Genomic DNA, 13,721 nt, shown 5'->3' on the forward strand with positions numbered 1-13,721 from the left:
GTCAGGCGCCCGGGAAGGCGACGTTTCGCAAGTGCACGGGTACACTGGCGACAAACCCGTTCGGCACAGACAGCCTGATGCGCTCACTGCGGGCCCGCCCGGCACGATCGCTCCTGTGGCGCGGCGCCACCGTCATCGTTGCCGTGCTGCTGGCAGCGCTGGTGCTGACGCTGTGGCTGCGCGCACACCCGGAGCGGATTCTCACGGCCCTGAACGCCTGGCTGCCGGGTAGTGTACGGGTGCTCGAGGTTCGCGGACCCGGCGCCTCGGCAACCGGTGGCCGCATCGAACGTCTGCGACTCGAGCTCAACGGCGCAACGCTGACGATCGACGATGCACGCTGGTACTGGGGTCTCGACAGCCTGCGTCCGCTGCGCTTCGCACCACGTTCACTCACGATCGCACGCTTCGAGGCACGACTCCCGCCGGAGAATGACCAGGCACGGATCACCGAGCCACTGCTCCCGCGCTTCTGGACCACCGCATGGTGGCCGGCACTCGGGCAGTCCGACCTCACGGTCGAGCGGCTGCTGTTGCGCCGCCACGACAGCACGGAACTGCTGTCGGGCAGACTCATGTTCGCCGACGGCGGCAACGCCGGCAGCGCACGGCTGCGCATCCCGCAGCGCGGCGCAGCACAACTGCAGTGGCAACCGGCAAGCGACACCCCGCACGCCTGGCACGTCGACTGGAGCACCGATGTGCAGGCACCAGTACACGGTGTGGCGGAACTGCTCGCAGACCCGCTCACGGGTGCGATTGCATGGAAGCTCCACGCCTATCTGCAGACGCCTGGAGCAATCGCCGGAGTGCGTGAGCTGCAACTGGACGCCAACGGCAACGCCGATCCGTTCGATGCAGCGAGTGCGCTGCTCGTGGCACGCATGCAGGCAGACGTCACGCTGGACACGCCGTCGGCGGCGACTCGCGTGCGCTGCACGGGTGGACTCAGTGCAGCGCAGTCGTTCGCGACTGCGATCACACTCGACACGTGTGACGGACACTTCGGCGATGCCGGCATCGTGCTTCGACTGCCACTGCTGCTGGCACTGGATGCTGACGGGTCACCGCAATCGCTGAGCAGCAGCGGAGGAACGCTGCAACTCGACAGGCTGCCGATCGACCTGTGGGAGGTGCAGAAGCTACGCCTCGGTGCGCCCGCAACGACGCTATGGCAGAGCGGTTCGACAGGACTCGCGACTCCGGCGATCGGACTCGCACTGCGCCTTGCACACGCGTCCAATGACATTCACATCGGCATCGACGGCCATCTGGATGCGGCGCACGTTGACCCGGCCAGCCCACGCGTGAATCTACGGGCCACACTGCGCGCAAGCCATGGCGCTCTGCAGCTGCAGCCGCTCGAACTGCACACGGCGCTGGCAATGGCCGCCGGCGTGTTCAGCACCGACGGTGCGCTGCAGCACGCGACGGTCGGCCATCTGCTCGACTGGCATATCGCCTACACGAACGCCAGCACCGCACTGGAAGGCAAGCTGTCGCTCGATTCGCGTGACTGGCGCTGGGGAGACGGCCTGCTGCGCGCGCTGCTCGGCACCCGACAGCCACCATTTGCGGCCGATCTGCGCAGCGGGCGCCTGCGCATGACCGCACGTCTCGATGGCCGCGTCGCAAGGCCACGCGTGCGTATCGAAGCGACCGCCGACGATCTCGGCGGAACCATCGGCCGCGCGGCTTTCGTCGGTCTCGGCTGCGCACCCCTGAGTCTCACATGGGAATCCTCGCGCCTGCGGCTGCACGACGACATCGACTGCAGTGCACGCAGCGTGAATGCCGGCGTCACGCTCGACACACTGCATCTGACGCTGCAGCAGACGGCTGAGGGCTGGCGGCTGCGCGACGCCGGCGCGCAACTGATGGGCGGCAGCATCGCGATTGCAGCGGCCGACATCACGGGAAGCGGCCCGATCGTCGCCACTGCGAACATCCGCGGAATCGATCTCGCACGCGTCGAGGCACTGCTCGACGATCCTGCCCTGACGCTCACCGGAAGACTGGACGGCGAGCTGCCGTTCACGCTGCAGGACGGTGTGCCGATCCTGCGTGCAGGCAAGGTGCACAGCAGCGGTCCCGGCGTGATCCGCTACCGCCCACCGACCCCGCCCGCACAGGAGTCGACCGAACTCGCACTGACACGCAAGGCGTTGTCGAACCTCGAGTTCGACTCCGTGGACGCAACGCTGGACTACGGTGCCGATGGTGCACTGACGGTCGGCGCCGCGATCCGTGGCCGCAACCCGGACCTGGACGCACAGCGTCCGGTGCATCTGAATTTGACACTGGAGACCAACTTGCGCACCCTGATGCAAAGCCTGAGCGCCGGTGAGCGCGTCAATGCCTGGCTGGAACAACACCTGTAGATCCTGTCCCTGACCGTAGCTGCCAAACACGAGGAAAGCCGATGCGATTGCGCCACACGATCCCGTTGCTCTGGCTGCTGGCCACGATCGGCTGCACCCCGACGGTCAAGGTCGAGGCCCCGGACAAGCCGATCACGATCAACCTCAACGTGAAGATCGAACACGAGATCCGCGTGAAGGTGGATCGTGAACTCGACGACCTGTTCAAGGAAGACAAGGGGCTGTTCTGAGAACGTCGTGAACGGCGTACGCCACAACCTACCGCCTGCCGAACGGAGACCCGCATGAGAAAGCTGCTGAAGACCCTGCTTGCAAGCGCGGCAATAGTTGCCAGCGCTGCGGCATTCGCACTCGACATCCAGGAGGCCAAGAACGCCGGCTGGATCGGTGAGCTGCGCGACGGTTACGTGGGGCTGGTCAGTCCATCGGCACCCGCGCAGGCGCGCGCACTGGTCAACGAAATCAACGCTGCACGACGCGACAATTATCGCGCGATTGCCACACGCACCGGTGCCGACCTGCGTTCCGTCGAACTGCTGGCTGCCGAAAAGGCGTTGCAGAAAACCTCACCCGGACATTACGTGCAGGCGCAAGACGGCAGCTGGGTCAAGAAATGAGCGCTGACGTGGTCATCACACGCCACGCCTTTGTATAATCGCTCCGTTTCTTCACCCCCGGGTGCCGATCTGCGACACCCATCCTTGCCGGAGCGCCATGTTGATGGAAGATTCCTTCCGCGAGAGTTCGATCCGTTACCACACCCATCCCACACCAGGCAAGCTGGCCATCCAGCCGACCAAGCCACTGGCCAACAAGCGTGACCTTTCGCGCGCCTATTCGCCGGGTGTCGCCTATGCCTGCGAACTGATCGAAAACGATCCTGCCCAGGCTGCTGCGGTGACGGCTCGCGGCAATCTGGTCGCCGTCGTGACCAACGGTACCGCGGTACTCGGACTCGGAGACATCGGTCCGCTCGCCGGCAAACCGGTGATGGAAGGCAAGGCGGTGCTGTTCAAGAAGTTTGCCAACATCGATGTCTTCGATATCGAGATCGAGGAAAAGGACGCCGACCGGCTGGTCGACATCATCGCCTCGCTCGAACCGACCTTCGGCGGCATCAATCTCGAGGACATCAAGGCGCCGGAGTGCTTCATCGTCGAGCAGAAGCTGCGCGAGCGCATGAAGATTCCGGTCTTCCACGACGACCAGCACGGCACGGCGATCGTGGCGGCTGCAGCGGTCTACAACGGTCTGCGCATCGTGAACAAGCGCATCGAGGACGTGAAGGTGGTCGTCTCGGGGAGCGGAGCTGCCAGCATCGCCTGCGTCGATCTGCTCGTATCCATGAGACTCGATCCGGCCAACGTGACGCTGGTCGATCGCTCCGGCGTGGTCTATCAAGGTCGCACCGAGGGCATGAACCCGTGGAAGCAGAAGTACGCACGGCACACCACGCTGCGTACGCTCGACGAGGCGCTCGACGGTGCCGACATCTTCATGGGATTGTCCGGACCCGGCGTCCTGAAAGCCCAATCGGTGAAGAAGATGGCACACCAGCCGCTGATCCTGGCCATGGCAAACCCTGTCCCGGAAATCATGCCGGACGAAGCGCTGGCGGTGCGCCCGGACGCCATCCTGGCGACCGGACGCTCGGATTTTCCAAACCAGGTGAACAACGTCCTGTGCTTCCCGTTCATCTTCCGTGGCGCGCTCGATTGCGGCGCAAGCACGATCAACGACGAAATGAAGGCAGCCGCCGTAAGGGCGATCGCCGGCCTGGCCGAAAAGGAAGTACCCCACGAAGTGGCACAGGCCTACAGTGGCGAGACACTGAAGTTCGGCCCCGAATACCTGATCCCCAAGCCCTTCGACCCCCGGCTGATCGAAGACGTGCCGCTGGCGGTGGTAAAAGCTGCGATGGCAAGCGGCGTGGCCTCACGACCGATTGCCGATCTCGACAAGTACCGTCGGCACCTGCATGGCTTCTCGAACCGTTCCGGGCTGTTCATGCAGCCGTGCATCGACGTGGCACGTGAACACCGCGCCCGCATCGTCTATGCCGAAGGCGAGAACGAGGACGTACTGCTGGCCGTGCAATCGGTGATCGACGAGGGTGTTGCCCTGCCGATCCTGATCGGGCGTCCCGAAGTGATCCGCACACAGATCGACAGGCTGTCGATGCACATCGATATCGGTCGCGATGTGCAGATCGTCAATCCCGAGGAAGCCGACAGCCACCCCGAGTACTGGCAGTCCTACCACCGGATCGTCGGGCGCCAGGGCGTTTCGGTCGAGGCGGCACAGACCGCGATGCGCACCCAGGCCTCGGCGCTGGCAGCGGTTCTGGTCGCACGTGACGAGGCCGATGGGCTGATCTGTGGCAAGGTCGGCGCGTTTGCCGATCATCTGCGCACGGTTCGCGGTGTGCTGGCCGGTGGCGATGACCAGCAGCACGTCTCGTCGTTGTGCGCGCTGCTGCTGCCCGAAGGACCGTTGTTCATCGCCGATGCGTTCATCACCGTCGACCCTACGGTCGAGCAGGTGGTCGAAACGACATGCGCCAGCATCGAAATGGTGCGCCACTTTGGCATCACGCCACGCGTCGCGCTGCTCGCACACTCGAATTTCGGCACCTCGCAGGCGCCATCGGCGATCAAGATGCGGCAGGCAGCGCAGATCCTGCGCGAACGGATGCCGAATGTGGAAATCGATGGCGAGATGCACTCGTTCACCGCGCTGAACGAAGCGATCCGCAAGACGACCCTGCAGGAATCCAGGCTGAGCGACAATGCAAACCTGCTGATCATGCCGAACATCGACTCGGCCAACATCACGCTGGGCATGATCCGTGCGCTGACCGATTCGCTGTTGGTCGGCCCCCTGTTCACCGGCTTTGCCAAACCGGCGCATGTGGTGATTCCTTCGGTGACCTCGCGTGGCATCTTCAACATGAGCGCGTTCACCTCGGCGGAAATCCATCGCTTGCGCGAACGCAACACGTAGGGCGGGTTTCGACCCGACATGCTGTGGGCCGGCCTTCCGTCGGACAGGAACGGCAGCGGCATTCCTGTCGGCATGAATGCCGACCTGCACGGGCTGGGGCCGCACCCGCCGGCCGGCTGCACGATCTCGGCAAGTATGGCGGCATGAATGCCGACCTGCACGGGCTGGAGCCGCATCCGTAGGTCGGCATTCATGCCGACGACGGCATCGCCGGGTTGAAACCCGACCTACGGGAGGGTTGCGAGGTGCTGGATCAGGCGCGCGATCGCCAGGTAGTACGGGTGTGCGGCGTGGCGTTCGAGCTTCTCCAGCATGTCCACCGACCAGCGCGCCGGGTGGCGACGCTGGAAATCGGTGCGCGCTCGGCGGTAGTCGTCCGCGCCCTCGTTGCCTGCCGCAAGACACTCGGCTTCGCATTCGCTGAGAAAATGCAGGAAATCGAGTTGCGCGAGTACGTGGTCCGGAAACTCGTTGCCGGGCGCCCCCTCGGTCGTCAGCCCGAAGTGGTTGTAGAAACGCACCAGTTCCTCGAGCAGTTTCAGCCGTCCGTCTTCGCCGAGCAGCGCACCGCTGTTCAGCGGACAGGCGGGCCCTCCGGGACCGATGGCATCGAACAACCGGGAGTACTCGATCGCGAGTGCGTCAGCCGGTGGCACATCGGCGAGCGCGGTCCACGCGATCGAGGCATCGAGCCCGGGGGCCAGAGCGCCGAACAGCTCACGCGCGCGATGCATCACGGCGCCGGCGCGAATCAGCGTGGCAAGCCCTTCGTCCGGGTATTCGAGTGCAGCCGCCAGCAGCCCCCACGTTTCGCTGCGCCGGCGCGCGGTCTGTTCGAGGCAGGCGCTGTCGAGCGCGACCGGCATCATGCCTTCGTGACCTCGATTGCTGCGCCCCGTGGCACATGGCTGGGTGCGCCGTAGAACATGCGGTAGTGCAACTGGCTGTAGCCGCCGGCCAGGTGCAGTGCTTTCCACGGTGCCTCGATCGGCTCCGTCGACCCCTTCCACTGCTTGAACTGGTACGGCTCCCACGCGTGGTAGACGATCACCTCGCCCGGAGCGGTCGCCGCGGCGACCTTCACCATGCACTCGAAATCGCCGCGATTGTTGTGTATGCGCACCATGTCGCCATCCGCAATACCGCGCGGCTCGCAGTCGCGCGGGTTCATGAAGCACACCGGCTGCCCGCGTTCGAGCTGCAGCATCAGCCTCAGGTCACGCCAGATCGCGTGGATGCTCCAGCGGTTGTGCCCGCCGTAGAGCCGCAACGGAAAGCTGCTGCTCGCGAGTGGCGGATCCTTGTGCACCGGCAGCGCCTCGCCACCTTCCAGATACCACGGGTGATCCAGATAGAACTGCTGGCGCCCGGTCAGCGTCGGCCAGGCGACCTTCTTTTCGACGAAATCGCGATGCGGCCAGTGGGTGTCCTTGATGTCGTAGTCGCTGTAGTTCTGGTAGATCAGCGAGGGGCGCCCGGTGCCGATCACCGGCACCGCGCCCATCGCCAGCGCTTCACGACCGCTGTTGGCAGCGACGCTCGGGCTGTTCTCGAAGATCACGTCCATCAGCCGGATCGGATCTTCCGGGTCGGTGGGATCGTACTTGCCGTTCTGGGTGTGGCGGTCGTAGACGGTGCGCAGGTCGAAGGGCTGGTCATGGAAGCCGCGCACCTCGCTGACACCACGCGCCTTCGCACGCTCGGCAATGTACTTGCTGAGCAGGCCGAAGGTTTCCCAGTCGGACTTCGCCTCGCCGGGCGGCTCGGTCGCCTTGTCGGAGCAGATGATGTACGGCACGTAGGTCTGACCGTACTTGATGCCGTATTTCTCGTAATAACCCGCCACCGGCAGCACGTAGTCCGCGTACATGCTGGAGGTCGACATGCGGAAATTGACCGATACGACCAGATCGAGCTTCGGCCACAGCTTCTCGCGCGCGATCTGCGCGGCCGGCCAGCGACGCAGCGGATTGCAGCCCGTGAAGATGTAGACCTTCGGCGCGCGGTCCTCAGGCGGATACACCTTCATCCAGCCGCGGTCGAGCGACTCGCGCACGTACTCGCGCAGATGGCGCGGCAGCGCGGGGTCCTGCAGGTGCGCCTCGTCCCACATCTCGTGGTAACCGCCGTGCACGTACAGGAACACCATCAGCGGCACGATCGCCTCGCGCTCGCTCATGCCGGTGAAGACCTTCTCATAGTCGCGCGGCGTCAGCCCGCGGATCGCCTTCGGAATGAGCTGCAGTTTTTCCATCGTGGTCAGTGCCGACTGCGAGGCGAGCGCGTCGAGACCATCCATGCCCCACCACGCGGCGATACGCACGCCGCCGCCCTGGTGGCCCTGGTTGCCGGTCAGGGCCATCAGCAACATCATCGCGCGCTGGAACAGGTCGCTGTGGTAGTGCTTGCAGGCGCCCCACGACGCAAAGATCATCGAGCGGCGCGCAGCCGCCATCTGGCGTGCGAAGGTGCGGATCGTGTCGGGATGCAGACCGGTGATCGCGGCCGCCTGCTCGGGACGGTATTCGGCATCGAGCTGCCTGCGCAGCTTGTCGAACACGGTCTCGACCTCGACCATGGAGCCGTCGGCAAGCCCGACCTCGAAACGCCCGGACAGCGCCGGGCGGATGTTCCCGAGCGCGAGGCTGCGCCCCTCATCGCCGTCGCCCTCGCAACCCGGTGCGACGACGATCGCATTCTTTGCCTCGTCCCACAGGTAGAGCGCGTTGTCGGCGCCGCCGCGCTCCACGTCCGACTGGCGCAGGAACGACTCGTTGTCGGTACGCACCAGGAACGGCAGGTCACTCTGTTCGAGCACGTACTCGGGCTTGAACAGCTTTTCCTCGATCATCACCTGCGCACACGCGAGCCCGAGCGCAGCGTCGGTCTCGGGTTTCACGTTGAGCCAGAGGTCGGCGTGGATCGCGCTCGGGCTGTAGTCGGGTGCAATCACGACCAGCCGCGCACCGCGGTAGCGTGCCTCGTGCATGAAGTGCACGTCCGGAATGCGTGTATACGCCGGGTTGCCCACCCAGACGACGATGTAGTCCGACAGGAACCAGTCGTCCGCAGTGCCCTCGCTGTTGAACAGGCCCCAGGTCTGCACTGCCCCCATCGGCATGTCGCTGACTCCTGCCCAGGAGTCGATGCGCGTCGCCTGCAGGGATTGGGCAAAGCGCATGTCACCGGCAGAGTCCGGGCCGTAACCGGCGTTGGTCGTGCCGTCGTCGAACACCACCGATTCGGTGCCCTGCTCGATCGCTGCGTCGATCACGCGATCGGCGATGTCGCTCAGTGCCTCGTCCCACGAAACGCGCTTCCACTTGCCGTCGCCGCGCTCACCCACCCGCTTCAACGGGTGGGTGACACGCGATTCGGCAAGCTGCAGGTGCGTGTAGCAGGCACCCTTCTGACAGCCACGCGGATTGAAGTCGGGTACGTCGGGCCGGTGCGGTTCGTACACCGCGGCCTGCTCCTCACGCCACGCGATGCCGTCCTTCACGTACACGTCCCACGAGCAGGCCGAGATGCAGTTCGCCCGCGTGTGCGTGCCCTTCGCGACCTTGTCCCAGGTCCACTTCTCGCGCCAGATGTCCGAGAAGTCGTTGTAGCGCACGCGCTGTGTTGCCACCGACGGCGCCGGGTGGAACGGCGGCTTCTGCGGCACTCGCGGGCGCAGGTTGTGCAGGACCAGGCCGCCGGCGGCAGCCACCGCCGCCGAACCGATGATGAAACGACGACGCGAGATGGGCATGGTGCGACTCTCCTCCCGACAGACCGTTCCGGATTCCGTTGTCAGACCTCAGGCCTCGACCCACTTGATCGTTTGCGGATCGCGATCGAAGCCGCCGAACATGTCCTGCCAGCGGTAGGCGATCAGCAGGTCCATCAGTTCCGATCGCTCGCCGCGCGCGGCCTTCGCGCGCTCCTCCGCCAACGTCTGCAGCGCATCGAGCACACGCTCGCCGAACAGCGACACCAGATACTCATTCGGAATGCGCGGCTTGCCGGTATCGATGCGTCCTTCGGCATCGAAACTCGCCGGTGCGCCCGGCGGCACATAGAAGACGTTCGGTTCGGTGCCGAATTCCGGATGCAACGGCAGCGCGACCTTCCATTTTTCGACCAGCTTCCAGATCGGTGCGTTCTCGTCGTCGCGGTAGCCAACGAAACGCACGCGTCCCGGGCACTGGCGCGCACACGCCGGTGCAACCCCCTGCTCGAGCCGTGGAAAGCAGAAAATGCACTTCTGCGACACCTTTGTCGCGTGGTTGAAGTAGATCTTCTTGTACGGGCAGGCTTCCATGCAGTGACGGTAGCCGCGGCAACGGTCTTCGTTGACGATCACGATGCCGTCTTCGACACGCTTCTCGATCGCACCACGCGGACACGCTTCCTTGCATGCAGGGTGGGTGCAGTGGTTGCAGAGACGCGGCAGGTAGAAAAAGAAACTGTTCGGAAATTCGCCGGCACCCTGGTCCTCGTCCCAGTTCGGCCCCCACTGCGGCACGGCACCCTGCACGCCGAGGTGCACATCCTGGCCTTTGCCGCCGTAGAACACCTCTTCGTGGTTGAACTTCCACGCTTCACCGAACTCGCCGAGCGCGGGCAGTTTGCCGAGTTCGGCCTCGCCCCCCGGAAAGCCGCCGCCCATGGTCTCCCACTGCCGCGGCGTGCCCTCGCCGGGCATCGTGTTCACGGTATTGAAGAACATGTGCTCCATGCCTTCGCTGGAGGTCCACAAGGTCTTGCAGGCAACACTGCAGGTGTGGCAGCCGATGCACTTGTTGAGGTCCAGGACCATGGCCATCTGGCGTTTGATTGCAGGCATTGTTTCTTCTCCCCTGATTATCCGAACGTGCTGCCAGCGCGCTGGTGCGAGCCGTTATGCGAGTTCGAGCTCGCGCCAGTCTCCCGAGAAGGCCTTCAAGCCGCCACGCTCCGCGTGTGAGCCTTCCCATACCGCCACGCCGAAACGACTCGTCTGCCCCGCGGCCAGCGCGATGCTGTCGGCGGTGCCCGCCCCGGCCAGTGAACGCGCCAGCACGAGCTGCCAGACGCCGCCGTCCCAGGCGGCGCTGGCCTGTACGCTGCGCCCGGTGATCTGCGTGGTGCCTGGCCCCTCTGCACGCACCTCGAAGCCCTGTGAGCCACTGTCGGCACGCCAGAACCACGCGGTCAGCGGCATTCCGGGCGCTCCCATCGTGATCAGCGGCGCATCGGCGTGCAGCGGCAGCGCAATCGCTGCGGCATCGGGGAACACGGTATTGTCACCATGATCGCGGTCGGGAGCGGGATCCTCCCAGCGCAGGTGGAACGCGAGCGCGTCGGCAGTACGCAGGGCACGGACCTCGACCGAACGGATCGCGCCTATGGGGCGATCCTTCCAGGAGTTGCGCACTGCAGCGGTGGACTGCATCGCGGCAGGGGTGCCGGTGAGTGCAACGATCGTGGGAGGCACCTCGCTCCAGGCGGCAGCAGCAGGCTCGAGCAGGTCCACGAGCGGGTGAACGGTGGCGATCGTTTTCATTATGTCCCTCCGGAAACGGTAGCCGGGGCCGGCACGTATCGGAACTCACCTGCGACCGATTCTAGTGAGCCCACAGCACCGTGGACCACCGGAATGCCCAGATTGGGCTATTTGACATTAGTCGGATGACATCGCCGAACCCAGTTCCTATCATCGCCCCTGGAGGAAACGGTACTTCGCTGCGACGCGGAGACGTCCGTACCGGAAATTCGGATCATCACAACAATCGGAGAAGCCATGACTCTGCGTATCGTGCAATGGACCACCGGCGTGGTCGGCAAGCCGGCCGTCCGTGCCATCATCGATCATCCCGGAATGGAACTGGTGGGCTGCTTCAGTCATTCGCCGGACAAGGTGGGCCATGACGTCGGCGAACTCTGCGGTCTGCCCCCAATCGGCATCCAGGCCACGCAGGACATCGATGCTCTGCTCGCACTGAAGCCCGATTGCGTGTGCTACATGCCGCTGTTCTACGACGTGGATCACATCGTTCGCATCCTCGAGGCAGGCTGCAACATCGTCTCGACGGCCTACTTCATCACCGGCAGCATGTATGGCGAGGAAAATCTCGCGCGGATCAAAGCGGCTGCGGCCAGGGGCGGTGCCTCGATCTACGGCACGGGGACGAATCCGGGGATCATCAACATCATCGCGCTGGTCGCAAGTTCGGCGTGTACCCGCATCGACAAGATCTCGGTGCTGGAGTCGGTGGACGCCACTGCCTACGCCTCCGCAGGCACCTGGGAGGCGATCGGCTTCGGCCTTCCGGTCGATGATCCGGGCGCACCGGCGATGGCCGAGCGCGCGATGCCGGTATTCAAGGAAGCCGTGGCGATGATGGCCTCGGCGTTGAAGATCCCCGTGGAGGAAATCCGTTACGACGTCGAATACGCGGCGGCTACCGAAGACGTCGACCTGGGTTATATGCGGATCGGCAAGGGCTGCATCAGCGGCTTGCGCTGCTGCTGGTCGGCGCGGGCCAACGGCCGGGCGGTGATCGAGATCAAGATCGCGTGGAAGCTCGGCACCAAGCTGCAACCCGACTGGCCGGTAGAGGAAGGCTGGGTAGTCGAAATCGACGGTTCCCCGTCGCTGCGCTGCGTGTACCAGCCACGACGCACCACGGAATTCGATCCTGGCCTGATGACGGCGATGCCAGCGGTCAACGCGATCCCGGCAGTGTGCGCAGCCTCACCCGGCATCGTCACTGCGGATCAGCTGCCGTTGATCATGGGCGCGCACACAGTGAACGTGGGCTGAACACTCAAAAAAGGCCCGGCACAAGGCCGGGCCAGAGGAGCAAGCGTCGTTGGAACCGCATCTTATGGGTTTGCGATTAAAGATGCAATGCTCTTGCATCTTTTCAGCTTTCGCGGCACCTCTACCGGTGACAGTCGCAGGATGCTGTGCTCCGGAGAACCGAGCAGGTCGGCCAGCGTCAGGCCATCGAGTACCGTGAGAAAGGCGTCCAGTGCGCGCGACAGAGCCGACTTCAGCTGGCAGTCGGGATCGAGAATGCACTTGCATCCCGAAGCAAAGCATTCGACGAGCTCCATCCCTGGCTCCATGTGCCGGATCACGTCGCCAACCACGATCCGGTTCGCCGGGCGCGCAAGGCGCAAGCCCCCACCCTTGCCACGCACGCCGTCGGCGTAACCGTTACGGATCAGTTCATTGACCACTTTCATCAGATGGTTGCGCGATACGCCGAAACGTTCGGCGATTTCCTGGATCGTGACGCGTCGATCGTCGTTGGTTCCCAAGTAGATCAGCGCACGTAATGCATAGTCGGTGAACTGGGTGATATGCATGGCAAGCCTGTCGCTGCGTCCTCCGGCACCGGCCTGTCGCCGGCAACGGGGCCACTGTACCGCAGCAGGCGCGATCTGTCGCGCAAGCACATGAGGAGCTTCTGGCAGCGTCGCCGACTGCGCCGGCATGCATTCACGGACGCGGACTGGGAAACGGTCTGTGCGCGTCTGCCACTGGTGGCACGGCTCGATCAGCCAGCACGGCAGCGGCTGCGCGAAATCGCCACGCTGTTTCTCGCCGACAAGATCGTGGCGCCCGCGGCAGGATTCGAACTCGACCAGATGCAGCGCATCGAGATCGCGATCGGTGCAGCCCTGCCAGTGCTGGAACTGGGGCTTGGTGCGTATCGCTCGTTCCATGGTGTGATCGTCTACCCCGACGCGTTCCTGGCGCCGCGCGAGGAACTCGACGAGGCCGGTGTGATGCACATCGGCCACGAGGAAGTCGCCGGCGAAAGCTGGGAGGCAGGACCGATCCTGCTGTCGTGGGCGGACGTCGAAGCCTCACGCGATATCGAACACGGCTATCACGTGGTCATCCACGAGTGCGCGCACAAGCTCGACCTCGGCGACGGCGAGATGAACGGCGTTCCCGATCTGAGCGGCTGCGGCATCAGCGCTGCAGAATGGCAAACCGTGATGACGGATGCCTGGGAAGCAATGCACGGCGAAGAGGAAGCGTACGGCGAAGCACCGCTCGATGAGTACGCGCTGCACTCCCCCGCCGAGTTCTTCGCCGTGCTCAGCGAGCACTTTTTCACGATACCGGAACACCTGGAGGCAATCCTGCCGGCAGCGTTCGCGCTGCTGCGCCGCTTCTACCGTTCAGAGGCTGTTGCAACAGCCCATCGAACATTGACCTGACCAGCGCGTGAAACCGCCTTCGCAGCGGTGGAACGCCGTCCATGCATCCCTGCAGGTTCGGGTGTCGCATCCCTGCAGCAGACGTTCCGTGACTGCAGCCGCATGCCGGCCGTGCGAAACGCTGCCGGCATG

At 64.6% G+C, this 13,721-nt stretch carries 11 protein-coding genes; 6 read left to right on the forward strand and 5 right to left on the reverse strand.

Features of this window, described 5'->3' with window-relative positions:
- Window positions 1-77: 77 nt before the first annotated feature.
- The 4 genes from H7A12_07000 (at window position 78) to H7A12_07015 (ending at window position 5,384) form a co-directional block, all read left to right on the forward strand.
- A complete protein-coding gene (locus H7A12_07000) occupies window positions 78-2,381 on the forward strand; it encodes a YdbH domain-containing protein (protein MCP5320556.1) in 2,304 nt (767 codons plus the stop codon).
- A 41-nt stretch (window positions 2,382-2,422) separates the two neighbouring features.
- Window positions 2,423-2,611, forward strand: a complete 189-nt coding sequence (locus H7A12_07005) for a YnbE family lipoprotein (GenBank protein ID MCP5320557.1) — start codon at window positions 2,423-2,425, stop codon at window positions 2,609-2,611.
- Window positions 2,612-2,665: 54 nt separating this feature from the next.
- A complete protein-coding gene (locus H7A12_07010; GenBank protein ID MCP5320558.1) occupies window positions 2,666-2,998 on the forward strand; it encodes a YdbL family protein in 333 nt (110 codons plus the stop codon).
- A 103-nt stretch (window positions 2,999-3,101) separates the two neighbouring features.
- Window positions 3,102-5,384, forward strand: a complete 2,283-nt coding sequence (locus H7A12_07015; protein ID MCP5320559.1) for an NADP-dependent malic enzyme — start codon at window positions 3,102-3,104, stop codon at window positions 5,382-5,384.
- Window positions 5,385-5,611: 227 nt separating this feature from the next.
- Here the strand turns inward: H7A12_07015 and H7A12_07020 are convergent, their stop codons facing one another.
- The 4 genes from H7A12_07020 to H7A12_07035 all read right to left on the reverse strand — a co-directional run bounded on the left by H7A12_07020 (window position 5,612) and on the right by H7A12_07035 (window position 10,914).
- Window positions 5,612-6,253, reverse strand: coding sequence for a molecular chaperone TorD family protein (locus H7A12_07020; protein ID MCP5320560.1), 642 nt, complete (start codon window positions 6,251-6,253; stop codon window positions 5,612-5,614).
- Window positions 6,250-9,138 (reverse strand): molybdopterin-dependent oxidoreductase, encoded by a 2,889-nt coding sequence (locus H7A12_07025; protein ID MCP5320561.1) that lies wholly within the window; start codon window positions 9,136-9,138, stop codon window positions 6,250-6,252. Before H7A12_07025 ends, H7A12_07020 begins: the two co-directional genes overlap by 4 nt.
- Window positions 9,139-9,186: 48 nt before the next feature.
- Window positions 9,187-10,188: a respiratory nitrate reductase subunit beta gene (locus H7A12_07030; GenBank protein MCP5320562.1), complete on the reverse strand. Its 1,002-nt coding sequence runs from the start codon at window positions 10,186-10,188 to the stop codon at window positions 9,187-9,189.
- A gap of 81 nt (window positions 10,189-10,269) precedes the next feature.
- On the reverse strand, window positions 10,270-10,914 hold the full coding sequence (locus tag H7A12_07035) for a hypothetical protein (GenBank protein ID MCP5320563.1): 645 nt from the start codon (window positions 10,912-10,914) through the stop codon (window positions 10,270-10,272).
- Between the two features lie 237 nt (window positions 10,915-11,151).
- On the opposite strand from H7A12_07035, the gene H7A12_07040 reads away from it, so the two are divergent.
- On the forward strand, window positions 11,152-12,174 hold the full coding sequence (locus H7A12_07040; protein ID MCP5320564.1) for a dihydrodipicolinate reductase: 1,023 nt from the start codon (window positions 11,152-11,154) through the stop codon (window positions 12,172-12,174).
- A 62-nt stretch (window positions 12,175-12,236) separates the two neighbouring features.
- Here the strand turns inward: H7A12_07040 and H7A12_07045 are convergent, their stop codons facing one another.
- Entirely contained in the window at window positions 12,237-12,725 is a 489-nt protein-coding gene (locus tag H7A12_07045) for an Rrf2 family transcriptional regulator (GenBank protein MCP5320565.1), read from the reverse strand.
- On the opposite strand from H7A12_07045, the gene H7A12_07050 reads away from it, so the two are divergent.
- Window positions 12,720-13,589, forward strand: a complete 870-nt coding sequence (locus H7A12_07050) for a zinc-dependent peptidase (protein MCP5320566.1) — start codon at window positions 12,720-12,722, stop codon at window positions 13,587-13,589. The genes H7A12_07045 and H7A12_07050 overlap by 6 nt on opposite strands.
- Window positions 13,590-13,721 lie beyond the last annotated feature (132 nt).

It is taken from the genome of Pseudomonadales bacterium (genome assembly GCA_024234165.1).
Classification (GTDB): Bacteria; Pseudomonadota; Gammaproteobacteria; order Pseudomonadales; family UBA5518; genus UBA5518.